The organism is Streptomyces xanthophaeus, assembly GCF_000725805.1.
Classification (GTDB): Bacteria; Actinomycetota; Actinomycetes; order Streptomycetales; family Streptomycetaceae; genus Streptomyces; species Streptomyces xanthophaeus.
Genome location: NZ_JOFT01000028.1, coordinates 92,016 through 105,924, shown reverse-complemented (window position 1 = coordinate 105,924; position 13,909 = coordinate 92,016). Strand labels below are relative to the sequence as shown.

The following is a 13,909-nucleotide window of genomic DNA, read 5'->3' as shown; positions in this document are numbered from 1 at the left end:
CTGTCTAACATCCCGGGTGACGACGGGTCAACGCCGGGCGCGGCCGGCCCGGCCCGGGGCTACGGGAGGACGAGGGATGAGTCAGTCCGTGGAACGGGCGCTCGCGGTGCTGCCGTTGCTCGCGCGCGGGCCCGCCGGACTCGGCGACGTGGCCGGGGAGCTCGGCGTGCACAAGAGCACGGCGCTGCGCCTGCTGCGCACGCTGCACGAGCACGGCTTCGTCTACCGGCAGGGTGACGGCCGCTACCGGCTGGGCGTGCAGCTGTTCGCGCTGGCCGCCGAGGCCGTCGAGAACCTGGACGTCCGGGAGATCGCGCACCCCCATCTCGTGGAGCTGAACCGGGTCACCGGGCACACCGTGCACCTCGCCCTCCTCCAGGACGAGGAGGTCGTGTACATCGACAAGGTGGACAGCCGCTACCCGGTCCGCATGTACTCCCGCATCGGCAAGCCGGTCCCCCTCACGGTCGCTGCCGTGGCCAAGCTGCTCCTCGCCGACCTGCCCGGGCCCGAGCGCGAGGCGCTGGCGCTGCGCCTGGAGTACCCGCGCCACACGGCCCGCTCGACCCCGGACGCCGCCGCCTTCCTGCGCGAGCTGGCCCTCGTACGGGAACAGGGCTGGGCCTCGGACCTCGGGGGCCACGAGGAGTCCCTCAACTGCCTCGGCGCCCCGGTGCGCGGGCCGGACGGGCGGGTCGCCGCCGCGCTGTCCGTCTCCGCGCCGGGCGTGGTCGTCCCCGCCGAGGGGCTGCTCGAACTGCTGCCCCTGGTGCTCCGTACCGCCGACACCATCAGCCGGGAGTACTCAGGCTCCGGCCCCGCACAGAAGGACGGATCATGACCGAGAAGACCGCCATCACCCCCTCGACGCACACGGTTCCGCCCGCGAAGTTCTCGCACGGGGTGCGCAAGGGGAACATCCTCCAGGTCGCGGGCCAGGTCGGCTTCCTCCCGCACGAGGAGGGCAAGCCGCCCACGACCGCCGGGCCGACGCTGCGCGAGCAGACCCTGCAGACGCTGGAGAACGTCCGCTCCGTGCTGGAGGCGGGCGGCGCGGGCTGGGACGACGTGATGATGATCCGCGTCTACCTGACGGACACCGGCCACTTCGCCGAGATGAACGGCATCTACAACGCCTACTTCGAGGAGCAGGGCCTGAAGGAGGCGCCCGCCGCCCGTACGACGGTGTACGTGGGCCTGCCGGCCGGCCTGCTGATCGAGATCGACGCGCTGGCCGTGCTCGGCTGAGACGCCGCGGGGGCGCCCCCCTGGCGGTGGGGCGCCCCTCCGGCCGCAGGACGGCCGGTCAGCCGGTCAGCGGGTCGGCCGGTCAGCGGGTCAGTGGGTCAGTGGGTCAACCGGTCGGCCGGTCACGGAGCGGCGCAGTACTGCGCCTCCTTGCCGATCGAGCGGTACATGCAGTCCGCGTTCTCCAGCAGCTGGAGCACCGCTTCCTTGTTGCGGGCGGTCTCGCGGTCGATCACCTCGTCGGGCGGGTAGAAGCCGCCGCCGCCGGAGCTCGCCGGGTACATCTCGAAGGTGTAGGCGAAGATCTTCTGGCTGCCCCACAGCCAGTCGTCGATGGTGCCGTCGGTGATGTACAGGTCGCTCGACTGCTCCGGCGTGTAGCCGTTGCTGGCCGCCATGCCCGTACCGATCTTCTTGAAGACGGCGAGGTCGTCGGCGGTCAGGCCGGGCGCGGTGTCGTTGTACGTCCACCCGAAGGGCCACAGGACCAGCTGGCTGTAGGTGTGGAAGTCGATCGAGGCCTTGATCTGCTGCTTGCCGCCGATGACGCGGCTGCGCACGAAGTCCGAGACGGCCTTCACCTCGGGCGCCGACTCGGCGGCCGGGCCCCGGTAGGTCTCGGAGCTCTTGCTGCTGCTGGAGCCGCCGCAGCAGCCCCACTTGTAGTTCCAGTTGCGGTTCTCGTCCGTGCCGACGTACGAGGAGCCGGAGTTGGGCTGGCGGTTCTTGCGCCAGGACCGGTAGGAGCCGGTGGCGATGTCGTACTCGCCGCCGTCCGGGTTGAGGTCCGGGACGATCCAGATCTCCCGGCTGTTGACCGCGTTCGTGACGCGGGACTCGGTGCCGTACTTGGAGCCCAGCTCCTTGAGCAGGTACAGGGCCATTTCCACGGTCAGGTGCTCGCGTGCGTGCTGGTGCGCGGTGAAGAGCACCTCGGGCTCGGCCTCGTCGGTGGCGACGTTGTCGCTGATCTTGATCGCGAACAGGTCCCGGCCCTGGTAGGACTTCCCGATGACCTTCTTGCTCATGATCCCGGGGTACTGGGCGATGCGCTGGTCGATCTCCGCGCTCGCCTCGGCGTAGTTGTGGTACCTGGAGTCGGCCGAGGGGAAGTCCATCGTGCCCGACGCGACGCCGGGCAGCGAACGGTCCGGGGGTCCGGGCAGGGCGTCGAGCTGGTAGCCCAGCGCGCGCAGCTTCTTGGCCTGCATGGTGTCGGCGCTGACCACGACCGTGTGGTCGTCCACCTCGTCGATCGAGACGCCCGTACGGAGCAGGGCGGTGCGGTCGGCGACGGTGGAGGGGCCGTGGATGCGGTACTGGACGATCGCCTCGTCCTGGGTGGCGGTGGACGGGGTGGGCGGTGGTGAGGCCGTCGCGCTCATGCCGTAGGCGGGTGCGCCCAGTGCGAGCGCCAGCAGGGCCGCCGTGACGGCGGCCCTCCGGCGGGTGTGGAGCCGCATGCGTTCTCCTGGGTGGGGAGTGTGGGGGTAGCCGTGCGGACGCGCACAGCGTGCTCTCGTGGCATGTCCCGGTCAAGCACCCGCTGTGCTCGCCGAACCGATTCAGGCCACCCCCACACACCTACCGCCTACGGGAGGGCGTGGACCTTGGGACCCACCGCGTTGGACCAAGCGCTACCCGCCTTGGCGTCCCAGTTGGTCGACCAGGTCATCGCCCCGCGCAGCCCGGGGTAGGTCTTCGACGGCTTGAACGATCCGCAGTTCGTGCCGCGCGCCAGGCAGTCCAGGGCGTTGTTGACGACGGTCGGCGAGACGTAGCCGCTGCCCGCGCCGCTCGGCGAGGCCGGTACGCCGATGCCCACCTGGGAGGCGTCCAGGCCGCCCTCCAGCTGGATGCAGGCCAGCGCGGTGAGGAAGTCCACCGAGCCCTGGGAGTAGACCTTGCCGTCGCAGCCGTTCATCGAGCCGCTGTTGTAGTACTGCATGTTGACGACGGTGAGGATGTCCTTGATGTTCAGGGCCGTCTTGAAGTACCCGCCCTGCGTGGACTGCATGTCGATGGTCTGCGGGGCCATGGTGATGACCAGCGAGGGGCCGGCCTTCGCGGACAGCGCGCGCAGCGCCTGCGTCATGTAGGTGGGGTTGAGCCCGTTCTCCAGGTCGATGTCGATGCCGGTGAAGCCGTACTCCTGCATCAGCGCGTAGGCCGAGTTCGCCAGGTTGGTCGCGGAGGCGGAGTCGTTGACCGAGATGGTGCCCTTCTCGCCGCCGATGGAGAGGATCACCGACTTGCCGGCCGTCTTCTTCGCGGCGATGTCGGCCTTGAACTGGGCGACGGTGTAGCCGCCCAGGCCCGCCGAGTCGAGGTTGAAGGTGATGGCGCCGGGCGTGGTCGTGGCGTCGGCGAAGGAGACGGCGATGATGTCGTACTGGGCGGAGACGTCGGAGAGCTTCTGGACGGTCGCCCCGTTGTCGAAGTTCTGCCAGTAGCCGGTCAGCGCGTGCTTGGGGACCGAGGGGTTCGGTCCGGGGCCGGGGCCGCCGCCCGTGGTCGTGCCGGTCACCGGCGCCGACTTGGGGCCCTCGCCCGCCGCGTTGTACGCGCTCACCTGGAAGGAGTACGAGGTGGAGGCGGCGAGTCCGGCGATCTGTGCGGAGGCGGAGCTCACGCTCTGGACGCGGGAGCCGTCCTGGTAGACGTGGTAACCGGTCGCTCCGCTGACCGCGTTCCACGAAAGGGTGAGACCGTTCGCGCTCTGGCCGGAAACGGCGGTCCCGGCCGGGGCCCCGGGGACGGACGGGCCGGGGTCGGTGCCCCCGCCGCCGTCCGGGCCGAAGACGCTGAACTCGTCCACGGTGTACGCCGGCTGGCCGTACCAGCCGTGCGTGTACACGGTCACCTGGGTGGTGCTCGGTCCGGTGGAGAAGGTCGTGGAGAGCTTCTGCCAGCCGGAGCCCGAGCCGGGGGTCCAGGCGGACACGTCCTGGGTGCCCGTCCCGGTCGCGCCGAGGTAGACGTAGGAGCCCTGCACCTGCGTGCTCAGGGTGTACGTCGAGTTCGGCTTGACCGTGACGGTCTGGCTGCAGCGGGCGTTGTCGGAACCGGCCGGGGTGGCCTTCAGCGCGCCGGCCCCGGCGAAGACGGGGGAGGAGACGACGGCGCCGCTGCCGCCCGAACACGACCAGTTGGCCAGGCCGGACTCGAAGCCTCCGTTACGGGCGACGTTGACGTCCGCGGCCTGTGCGGTCCCGGTGGTGAGGGCGGTCAGGCCGCCCGCGGCGAGGGTGGCGGCGCCCAGCAGGGCGAGGGAGCGTATGCGGTTCACGTGGGCTCCGGTGGGGGGAGGAATGAGGAGACGGTGCGGCCGGCCCGGTGGGGACGGGCAACTCGCGGCCTGGGAAGCCAAGTTGGTCCAGACCAATCCTCGTGTCAAGGGTCTTTGCGATCTGGCTTGAAATGGCCGACTTCCCGATCCCTGTTGTCCGGGTTTCCCGCCACCTGTGACCTGTGCTCACTGCACGGGAATCAGCAAGCCCCTGCCCTGCCAGGGGTGACGCGGATATGGTGCTGGAGCAAGGGGGAAGAGCGTCCGGGGGCACCTCGCGGCGGTAGCCGGGGGGCGTTTGCGGTCGCGCAGTGCGTGCGCGTGCGCGACAGGAACGTGACGGGGAGTCGCGAGCCCGTCACGGGCGTACGGACATCAGCGGCGTACGGGGTGAACAGGGGGATTCGCGTGCCGACCGCCATCGCTGTCACCAGCGCCGATCTGGTGCTTCCGGCCCCTGACCGGCACACGCCCGGGGCCACCGTCCTGCAGCCGCCCGGACGGCTCGACCTGGCGGGCGCGCTCGCCGAGACCGCCGCCCTGCTGGAGGGGCACGGCCACCTCGTGGTCCTCGTGCCGTCCTGGCTGCCCCGTGCGACCGTCCAGCGGCTGCACACCGTACGGGCCATCCTGGAAACCGACCGGATCGCGCTCCTCGACATCGATCTGCCGCCGCTGGGCACCGCACTGCTGGTCCGTCAGCTGCGCCAGCTCAGCGTCTGCGACTTCAGCCCCGGAGTGATCGCCTCCGCGGCCCGGCTGCTGTCCCACTACGTCTACGCGGGCGCCCTGCTGGGCTCGGTGGCCAAGCTCGACCGGGTCCCGGTCGGTCTCAAGGCGCACGCCCGCTCCTGGTCGCCGAGCGCGCAGTTCGCCGTACTCGCCCACCCCGCGCCGCACCTGGTCAAGCTGGGCGGCTCCGGCTCGTCCCCGCGCGGCTCCCGGGGTTCCCGCGGCGCGCACGGATCGCACGGATCGCACGGCGCGGGCCCCGGCCTGCCCGCCGGGCCGGAGTTCGCCACCCACCTCACCTTCGCCCGCGGACAGCTCGCCTCCGACTGGGTCGCGGCCGAGCTCGCCCCCGCCTGGCAGGTGCAGGGGGTCATGGAGAACCCGCTCCCGGCCGACTCACCCGCCTGGTGGGGCACCCCGAAACTCGTCGAGTTCGCGGCCGGCATCCCGGACCCGAACGTCCTCTACCAGCTGGTCGCCTCGGTCCGCCGCGACGAGTGCCGCTGGTGCGGACTCGAACTCATCGGCGACCGGTGCGGCTTCTGCTCCGCACCCCTCACCGCACCGCCGCCCGCCGTGGCCGCGGGCACCGCCCGACCCGACCGGACCGAACGCAAGAACGAACGAAGAACGGCGAGGTAGTACGGCCCATGAACTCACGCCAGCGCCGCGGCGTCATTCTGCTGCTCCTGTCGGTCCTGTGCGCACTCGGAGCCTTCGCCGGCGTCCTCGTGGTGATCGGCGACGTCAACTCCAAGGTCGGGTCCGAGGTCCTCGCGTACCGGGCCAAGGGCGACATCGCCCCGTACAGCCCGCTGTCGGCCGAGCAGTTCGAGGAGATCAGCGTCCCCAAGCGCTGGCTCTCCGAGACCGCCGTCACCGACCTCGGCGCGCTCAAGGACAAGATCGCGCTCACCACCCTGAAGAAGGGCTCGCTGCTCCAGGCGGACATGTTCGTCGACCGGCCGCAGCTCCAGCCCGGCGAACAGGAGATCGCCATCATGATCGACGCGGCGACCGGCGTGGCGGGCAAGATCACCTCGGGCGCGAAGGTCAACATCATCGCCACCTTCAAGGGCGCCAAGGAGACCGACCCCTCCCGCTCGGTGATCATCGTCGCCAACGCCCGCGTCCTGGGCGTCGGCAAGCTCACCGCCCTGGAGAAGGACAGCGGCAAGGGTCCGGCCGAGGCCGTCCCGATCACCTTCGCCCTGAACACCAAGGACACCCAGCGCGTCGCCTACGCGGAGTCCTTCGCGGAGCACGTGCGCCTGGCGCTGGTGGCCCCGGGCACCGACTCCGCGCCGAGCCCCGGCGACCGTACGTACACCCTCGACGGGGACAAGTAAGGCAGGCCCGGATGACCACCCGAATCCTCCCCGCGGTCGGCGACCCGGACGCCGCCCGCGCCATCGCCACCCTCCTCAGCCAGCTCCCGTCCGCCGAACCGGCCGCCCCGGTCCCCGACTCCACCACCCTGCTGGACACCCTCGCCCGGCTCGCCGCCGAATCCATCGACGAGCTCCCCGAGGTCGTCCTGGTGCACGAACGGATCGGCCCCGTCCCCGCTCTGGAGCTCATCCGCGAGGTCGCCCTGCGCTTCCCCGCCGTGGGCGTGGTCCTGGTCTCCTCGGACGCCGGACCCGCCCTCTTCTCCGCCGCGATGGACTCCGGCGCGCGCGGCCTGATCGGCCTGCCCCTGGCCTACGAGGAACTCGCCGCCCGCGTCCAGGCCGCCGCCCAGTGGGCCGTGGGCGTACGCCGTCACCTGGGCGGCGGGGGCGAGGTGTTCACCGGGCCCGGCGGCCGGGTGGTCACCGTCACCGGAGCCAAGGGGGGCGTGGGGACCACCTTCACCGCCGTCCAGTTCGCCCTGGCCGCGGCCGCCTCCGGACGGCGTACCGCACTGGTCGACATGGACCTCCAGGCCGGGGACGTGGGCTCGTACCTCGACGTGCAGTTCCGGCGCTCCATCGCCGACCTCGCCGGGATCCAGGACATCTCCCCGCGCGTCCTGCAGGACGCGGTCTACGACGACCGCACCGGCCTCGCCCTGCTGCTGGCCCCGGCCGACGGCGAACGCGGCGAGGAGGTCGACGAGCGGGCCGCCCGCCACATCGTCGGGGCGCTGCGCAGCCGCTACGAACTCGTCGTCATCGACTGCGGGACCCAGGTGACCGGAGCGAACGCCGCCGCCGTGGAGATGGCGGACGTGGCGGTGCTGGTGACCACCCCCGACGTGGTGGCCGTACGGGCCGCGAAGCGGATGGTGCGGATGTGGGAGCGGCTCCAGGTGCGCAAGGCGGAGGAGACCACGATGGTCGTCAACCGCTGGAGCAAGCACACCGAGATCCAGCCCGCCCTGATCGAGAAGATCACCAAGACCCGGGCCACCCGGACCCCCGTACCGGCCGCCTTCAAGGAACTCCAGGCGGTGGTGGACGCGGGCCGCGTCCAGGACCTCGACAACCGCTCCACCGTCAAGCAGGCCCTGTGGACGCTGGCGGGCGAACTGGGGCTGCTGGCGGCCCCGGACACCGGGGCGGGCGGCGGCCAGGGGTCGACGAAGGCCCTGGGCTCCCCGCGTTCCCCCGGTGCGGCCTCGCCCGGGGGTCCGCCGGGCACCTCCCTGGCCGTCCGCGGGTCCGGCCCGGTGGCCCGTCTGCGCCGCGGCCGGGAGGGCTGAGCCGTGCCCGCGGCGCGCAGACCCCGCCGCCGCGACCGGGGGGACCGCGGCCAGGTGGCGATCGAGTTCGTCGGCACGGTGCCGCTGATCCTGCTGCTGGTCGCGGCGGTGTGGCAGTGCGTACTGATCGGGTACGCCTTCTCGCTGGCCGGCAACGCCGCCGACGAGGCGGCCCGGGCGGGAGCGGTGACGGGGCGCCAGGGCGACTGCGAGGCGGCGGCCGCGGAGCACATCGGGGACGCCTGGGGGCTGCGGGTGAGCTGCGGACGGCAGGGCGACATCTACAAGGCGACCGTCACCCTCGGCATCCCCGTCCTGCACCCCTCGCTGAACTTCGGTGCGATCGACGGCACGGGCGGCGCGGCGATGGAGAAGGAGGCGGAGTGACGTGAAGAGGCGGATGCGCTCCGACCGGGGCCAGGTGGCGATCGAGTACATCGGCTTCGTGCCGATCCTGCTGTTCGTCGCCCTGTGCGGGATCCAGCTGGGCTGGGTCGCGTACGTCCACGAACAGGCCGACACGGCCGCCCGTACGGCCGCCCGCGTGGAAGCCCGCAAGGGCAGCGGCGGCGAGGCGGCGGGAGAGGCGGCGGTCAAGGCGAGCCTCGGTGCGGAGGTCACCGTCAGCAAGGACGCCGACGCCGTCACCGCGGTGGCGAGGATCGAGATCAAGGCCATCGTCCCGGGGCTGGACATCCCCGCCGCGGTGGCCACCGCAGTCATGCCCAACGACGACCCGAAGGTGACCGGACCATGAGCCTGCGTTCCCGGGTCAGCACCCCCGACGACCGGCACAGCCCGCGCGAGGACGGCCGGCTGGTCTCCTCCTACCGCGCCAAACTGCTGGAGGAGATCGACCTCGCCGAGATGTCCGCGCTGGCGCCCGCCGAGCGGCGGGCCCGGCTGGAGCGGGTGCTCGGCCACATCATCAGCCGCGAAGGCCCCGTCCTGTCCACCGTCGAACGGGCCCAGCTGATCCGCCGCGTCGTCGACGAGGCCCTGGGGCTGGGCGTGCTCGAACCGCTCCTGGAGGACGCCTCGATCTCCGAGATCATGGTCAACGGCCCCGACCAGATCTTCGTCGAACGGGCCGGCCGCGTCGAACAGCTGCCCATCCGCTTCGCCTCGCACGAGCAGCTGATGCAGACCATCGAGCGGATCGTCTCCACCGTCAACCGCCGGGTGGACGAGGCCAATCCGATGGTCGACGCCCGCCTGCCCAGCGGCGAGCGCGTCAACGTCATCATCCCGCCGCTCTCCCTGACCGGTGCCACCCTCACCATCCGCCGCTTCCCGCGCGCCTTCACCCTGCACGAGATGATCGGCCTCGGCTCGCTGGACGAGCAGATGCTGCTCCTGCTGTCGGGCCTGGTCCAGGCGAAGATGAACCTGATCGTCTCCGGGGCCACCGGCACCGGCAAGACCACCCTCCTCAACGCCCTCTCCGGCCTGATCCCGGAGGGCGAACGCATCATCACCATCGAGGACTCGGCCGAACTCCAGCTCCAGCAGGCCCACGTCATCCGCCTGGAGTCCCGCCCCGCCAACGTCGAGGGCAAGGGCCAGATCACCATCCGCGACCTGGTCCGCAACTCCCTGCGCATGCGCCCCGACCGCATCATCGTCGGCGAGGTCCGCGGCGGCGAGACCCTGGACATGCTCCAGGCCATGTCCACCGGCCACGACGGCTCGCTGGCCACCGTCCACGCCAACAGCGCCGAGGACGCCCTGATGCGCCTGCAGACCCTCGCCTCCATGTCGGAGGTGGAGGTCCCCTTCGAGGCGCTCCAGGACCAGATCAACAGCGCCGTCAACGTCGTCGTCCAGCTGACCCGCTTCGGCGACGGCTCGCGCCGCGTCACGGAGATCTCCATCCTGGAGTCGCACGGCCGCGAGCCCTTCCGGATCACCACCGTCTGCCGGTTCGTCGCCCAGCCCATGGGACCGGACGGACGCGTCCAGGGCTACTTCGCGTACTACCCGCTGCCGCGCCGCATCGCCGAGCGCCTCTACATGCACAACCAGCCGATCCCGCAGGCCTTCGGCGTCGCCCTGCCGGACGACCCGCTGGCCGCCCGCATCACCCGGACCGCCCTGTGAACCCAATCGTCCTGCTGACCCTCGGCGCCACGCTCCTGGCCTGCCTGCTCGTCGTCCTCGGCGTGCACGCGTACTCCGCCGGACGGGCCCAGCGCGCCGCCCTCATCGAACGCCTCTCGGCGAGCGGGGCCCCGGCGCCCGCGGGCCGCCGCCGGCGCTTCGCCGAGATCGACCGGAGGCTGCGCAGAACGGGGCTGGGCCGGCGGATCGAGGTGAAGCTGGCGACGACGGGCCTGGATCTCACGCCCGGCGAGTTCTTCGTCTACATGCTGGCCGGGATCGCCGGGGTGTGGCTGGTCGCCGCTTCGTTCCTGGCGCCGTTCTTCGGCCCGGTGGCGGGTGTGATCGGCATCTGGGCGGCCAACGCCTTCCTCAACTGGCAGCGCACGCGCCGCACCGAGCGGTTCATCAACCAGCTGCCCGAACTGGCCCGCATCCTCGCCAACGCCACCCAGGCCGGACTGGCCCTGCGTACGGCCATCGGCATCGCGGCCGAGGAGCTGGAGGCCCCGGCGGGCGAGGAACTCGCCCGCGTCGCCGACCGGCTCGCCGTCGGCCACTCCATCGAGGAGTCCCTCGGCGAGCTCACCGAACGGCTGCCCTCGCGCGAACTGGTCGTCCTGGTCTCCACCCTCGTCCTGTCCGCCCGGGCGGGCGGTGCGATCGTCGACAGCCTGCGCAACCTCACGGTCACCCTGGAACAGCGCAAGGAGACCCGCCGTGAGATCCGTACGCAGCTGTCCCAGGTGACGGTGACTGCGTACCTGGTCCCGGCGATGGGCCTGGGCTCGCTGCTGTTGGTGGACATGATGATGCCGGGCGCACTGGACCGGATGACGGGCGCCTTCATCGGACAGACCGCCGTGCTCGTCTCGCTGGGCCTGTTCACCCTGGGCTTCCTGCTGATCCGCCGCCTCTCGAAGATCGACGTGTGAGGGGCGCCGAACGATGACCGGACTCCTCCTCGCCCTGGCCGTGGCCCTGTCGGTGCTCGGCGCCTTCCACGGCATCCGCCTGTACCGCGCGGACGTGAAACTGCCCACCGACCTCGCCCTGGCCCTGGAGGTCGGCGCCACCCGCACCACGGCGGTCGGCTCCCTCGTCGACCGCCTCGGCATCCGCTGGGCCCCGCTGATCCTGCGCCTGATGGGACCGAACCAGGTCGCGCGCAAACGCCGCCAGATCGACATGGCGGGCAACCCGGCCGGCCTGACCATCGACCGTTACGCGGCGCGCCGCGCGGTCTACGGATTCCTCGGCGCCCTCGGCGCCTTCTCGATGCTGATCAACGGGCAGCTGGTGCCCGCCCTGCTGATGGTCGCCTTCGGCCTGTTCTGGATCGAGGCCGGCCTGTGGTCGGCGATCCGGGTCCGGCGCGACCACATCGAGCGGACCCTGCCGGACTTCCTGGACGTACTGGCCGTCGTGGTGAGCGCGGGTCTGGGCTTCCGGCAGGCCCTGGACCGGGTGGCGGACAAGTACGAGGGCCCCTGGTCCGACGAGATCCGCATCACCTTGCAGCAGATGGACATGGGCGTCAGCCGCCGCCAGGCCTTCGACGAGCTGCGGCGGCGCAACGACTCGGAGCAGGTCGCGCAGTTCGTCACCGCGCTCCAGCAGGGCGAGGAGTTGGGCTCGCCGATCGTGGAGACGCTCATCGCGATCGCCGAGGACATGCGCCGTACGGACGCGCAGAACGCGCGGCGCCGCGCCGCGCGGGCCGTCCCGAAGGCCACCTTCGCCGTCACCATGTTCATGCTGCCGGGCACGCTCATCCTGCTCGTGTGCGGGTTCGTCTACGGCGCGGACGTCGACTTCGGCGCGATGTTCGGGGGCGGGTGAGCGATGGCGGCCACACTCGGCATCTCGGCCCTCACCGGCCTCGGACGGGCCGGCGCCCGGCGCACGGCCGCGTCCACCGCCGCTGCCGCGGAGCCCGGGCCGTCGCTGCAGGCGAACGCCCTCCAGGCACTGTGCCGTCAGGTCTTCGCCTTCCGCCTGGTCATGATCGCGCTGGGTGCTCCGCTGGCCCTGGGCGGGGCGGCGCCCGGGGCCCCGGCGTACCTGGTGGGCGGGGCGGTGCTGCTCACGTTCATGGTCTCGTACGCGCTGTTCCGCGACTGGGAGCGGTTCGGGCCGCTGCTGCTGCGCCACCGCTGGCTGCTGGCTCCGGACATGGTCCTCAGCGCGCTGCTGCTGGTCACCGCGACGCCCGAGTCCCCGCTGGGCCTGGTGTGCGTGTGCACCCCGCTGCTGGCCGGGCTGGTCTACGGCTGGCGCGGCTCGGCCCCGTACGCGGCCGTCCAGGCGATCGCCGTGGGGCTGGTCGCGGAGGGCCTGATGCTGTCGGTGCTGTGCCTGCTGGCCGGGGCGGCCGGGGCCTGCCTGCGCGAGCTGCTGTTCCGCTTCGGGGCGGCCGGGAGGGCCCTGACGCAGACCCGGGCCCGGCTGGCGGTGGCCGAGGCGGTCCGGGCCGAACGCGACCACCTGGCCCGGGAGATGCACGACTCGGTGTCCAAGACCCTGCACGGCCTGGCCCTGGCCGCCGACGCCCTGTCCCGCACCACCGACCCGGAGACCCTGCGCCACCAGGCCGAACTCGTCGCCTCGGCGGCCCGCCGGGCCGCGGCGGAGTCCCGCTCCCTGCTGACGGACCTGCGGCGGGACCTCGACCTGGACGCCCCGGGGGTCTCGCTCCCCTCCGAACTGCGGGCCCTGTGCAGCAGGGACGGCGTCGAATTCAGGGTGTCGGGCGTCCTGCCGGTGGTCCCCTCGGCGGTGGCCCGCCACCTGGTCGCCGTGGTCTGCGAGGCCCTGGAGAACGCCCGCCGGCACGCGCAGGCGCGGCGCGTGGTGGTCGAGGCCGCCGTCGACGGGCCCCGGCTCACGGTCACCGTCGAGGACGACGGCCGGGGGCCGGCCGGAGCCGGGGCGGACCTGGCCGCGCTGCACCGGGCGGGCCGCTTCGGGCTGATCGGCATGACCGAACGCGCGGCGGAGATCGGGGCCCGCCTCGACGTCGGGCCGGGCGGGGGCGGCCGCGGCACCCGGGTCCGGCTCGACCTGCTGGTCGCCGCCCTCGCCCCGGAGCGGAGCCCGTGATGCCGCTCCACGTCCTGATCGCGGACGACAACCCGGTGGTCCGGGCGGGCCTGGCCGCGCTCCTGGCCACGAGCCCGGACCTGGAGGTCGTCGCCCAGGCGGCGGACGGCCGCGAGGCCCTGAGCCTGACCCGGCGGCACGCGCCGGACGTGATCCTGCTGGACGTCCGGATGCCGGGCGTGGACGGCATCTCGGCCCTGCCGCACCTGGTCCGGCTGGCGCCGGTGCTGATGCTGACGTACAGCCAGGAGCCCGGCATCGTCCGCGAGGCCCTGCTGCTGGGGGCGGGCGGGTACCTGGTCCACGGCGAGTTCACGGCCGACGACCTGCTGCGCGCGGTCCGCGACGTCCGCGAGGGCCGCCCCCACTTCACCCCGACGGCGTCGAGCGCCCTGCTCGCAGAACTCCGAACCTCTTCGCAACCGCAACGAGTTGTGGCACAGTCTTCTGAGCGGCTGCACAACTCTGAGGAATTCGGCCTGAGTTCTCGGGAGGTGGAGATCATGGACCTGATCGCGTCCGGAATGAGCAATCAGCAGATCGCCGCCGCCTGCTTCATCAGCGAGAAGACGGTCAAGAACCACATCAACCGCATCTTCGCGAAGCTCCACAGCACCACCCGCAGCGAGGCCATAGCCCGCTGGCTGGGAACCGCCCGTCCAGGAGTGACCGGTCATGGGTAGACGGAGTGCGCAGTGGGTCCGTAATTGGGCCCCGGGACCCTTGGTAACGACCGGTGACAGGCCGTACTG

14 protein-coding genes are annotated in these 13,909 nt (G+C 72.0%); 12 read left to right on the top strand and 2 right to left on the bottom strand.

Translation table 11 applies throughout. The annotated features are described in order from the left end of the window. Positions 1-76: 76 nt before the first annotated feature. Together IO30_RS0118645 and IO30_RS0118640 are read left to right on the top strand one after the other, a co-directional pair. Entirely contained in the window at positions 77-841 is a 765-nt protein-coding gene (locus tag IO30_RS0118645) for an IclR family transcriptional regulator (RefSeq protein ID WP_031144477.1), read from the top strand. Next, positions 838-1,248: a RidA family protein gene (locus IO30_RS0118640; protein ID WP_031144475.1), complete on the top strand. Its 411-nt coding sequence runs from the start codon at positions 838-840 to the stop codon at positions 1,246-1,248. Before IO30_RS0118645 ends, IO30_RS0118640 begins: the two co-directional genes overlap by 4 nt. Before the next feature lie 122 nt (positions 1,249-1,370). On the opposite strand, the gene IO30_RS0118635 is transcribed toward IO30_RS0118640, so the two are convergent. Next, entirely contained in the window at positions 1,371-2,711 is a 1,341-nt protein-coding gene (locus IO30_RS0118635) for a M14 family metallopeptidase (RefSeq protein WP_031144473.1), read from the bottom strand. Between the two features lie 128 nt (positions 2,712-2,839). Further along, positions 2,840-4,537: a chitinase gene (locus IO30_RS0118630; RefSeq protein ID WP_031144471.1), complete on the bottom strand. Its 1,698-nt coding sequence runs from the start codon at positions 4,535-4,537 to the stop codon at positions 2,840-2,842. Between the two features lie 408 nt (positions 4,538-4,945). Between IO30_RS0118630 and IO30_RS0118625 the strand changes: the two genes are divergently transcribed. From IO30_RS0118625 to IO30_RS0118580, 10 genes are read left to right on the top strand one after another with little or no spacing between them, the layout of a single operon-like run. After that, entirely contained in the window at positions 4,946-5,911 is a 966-nt protein-coding gene (locus IO30_RS0118625) for a hypothetical protein (RefSeq protein WP_237403424.1), read from the top strand. Between the two features lie 8 nt (positions 5,912-5,919). Next, complete coding sequence (gene cpaB, locus IO30_RS0118620) at positions 5,920-6,618, top strand: Flp pilus assembly protein CpaB (RefSeq protein WP_031144466.1); 699 nt, start codon at positions 5,920-5,922, stop codon at positions 6,616-6,618. Positions 6,619-6,629: 11 nt separating this feature from the next. Beyond that, positions 6,630-7,955, top strand: a complete 1,326-nt coding sequence (locus IO30_RS0118615) for a CpaE/TadZ family protein (RefSeq protein ID WP_051902399.1) — start codon at positions 6,630-6,632, stop codon at positions 7,953-7,955. A gap of 3 nt (positions 7,956-7,958) precedes the next feature. After that, positions 7,959-8,342, top strand: coding sequence for a TadE/TadG family type IV pilus assembly protein (locus IO30_RS0118610; RefSeq protein WP_031144463.1), 384 nt, complete (start codon positions 7,959-7,961; stop codon positions 8,340-8,342). Position 8,343: 1 nt separating this feature from the next. After that, positions 8,344-8,712, top strand: coding sequence for a TadE/TadG family type IV pilus assembly protein (locus IO30_RS0118605; protein WP_234321479.1), 369 nt, complete (start codon positions 8,344-8,346; stop codon positions 8,710-8,712). Beyond that, a complete protein-coding gene (locus IO30_RS0118600) occupies positions 8,709-10,055 on the top strand; it encodes a TadA family conjugal transfer-associated ATPase (RefSeq protein WP_031144461.1) in 1,347 nt (448 codons plus the stop codon). Before IO30_RS0118605 ends, IO30_RS0118600 begins: the two co-directional genes overlap by 4 nt. After that, a complete protein-coding gene (locus IO30_RS0118595; protein WP_031144459.1) occupies positions 10,052-10,990 on the top strand; it encodes a type II secretion system F family protein in 939 nt (312 codons plus the stop codon). The genes IO30_RS0118600 and IO30_RS0118595 overlap by 4 nt, the downstream gene beginning before the upstream one ends. A gap of 13 nt (positions 10,991-11,003) precedes the next feature. Then, positions 11,004-11,897, top strand: coding sequence for a DUF5936 domain-containing protein (locus IO30_RS0118590; RefSeq protein WP_031144457.1), 894 nt, complete (start codon positions 11,004-11,006; stop codon positions 11,895-11,897). Positions 11,898-11,900: 3 nt separating this feature from the next. Further along, positions 11,901-13,157, top strand: a complete 1,257-nt coding sequence (locus IO30_RS0118585; protein ID WP_031144455.1) for a sensor histidine kinase — start codon at positions 11,901-11,903, stop codon at positions 13,155-13,157. Further along, positions 13,157-13,840, top strand: a complete 684-nt coding sequence (locus IO30_RS0118580; protein WP_031144453.1) for a response regulator — start codon at positions 13,157-13,159, stop codon at positions 13,838-13,840. Before IO30_RS0118585 ends, IO30_RS0118580 begins: the two co-directional genes overlap by 1 nt. Positions 13,841-13,909 lie beyond the last annotated feature (69 nt).